The following is a 440-nucleotide window of genomic DNA, read 5'->3' as shown; positions in this document are numbered from 1 at the left end:
GTGGGTGGTGGTGGGGGTGCCTGCTGGTGTGGGGTTGGATGTGCTGGCGGGCGGGTTGGGCGCGGTGCTGGACGCGCATGACATGCTGCGGGCGCGTGCGGTTCCAAGTGAGCTGAGGCTGGTGGTGGGGGAACCCGGCTCGGTCGACGCCGAGGGCCTGGTGTCCCGGGTGGACGCGTCCGATGTGGAGGCTGACGAGCTGGATGCGGTCGCGGCGAGGGCGGCGCGGGATGTGGTGGCGGGTCTGGATCCGGTGTCGGGTTCGGTGGTGCGGGCTGTGTGGGTGGATGCGGGTCCGGGTCGGGTCGGCCGGGTCGCGCTGGTCGTGCATCATCTGGTGGTCGATGGTGTGTCCTGGCGCATCCTCGTCCCTGATCTGGTGGCGGCGTGTGAGGCGGTGGCCGGGGGTCGGGTGCCGGTGTTGGATCCGGTGGGGACGT

Annotated in this window: 1 protein-coding gene; it reads left to right on the top strand. The window is 71.6% G+C overall.

Annotated elements, in window-relative coordinates:
- The coding region (locus tag FF041_RS38110; protein ID WP_194292154.1) for a condensation domain-containing protein at positions 1–440 on the top strand (440 nt) is incomplete at both ends.

It is taken from the genome of Streptomyces jumonjinensis (assembly GCF_009600885.1).
Taxonomy (GTDB): domain Bacteria; phylum Actinomycetota; class Actinomycetes; order Streptomycetales; family Streptomycetaceae; genus Streptomyces; species Streptomyces jumonjinensis.
This window is presented reverse-complemented; position numbering and strand designations above follow the sequence as displayed.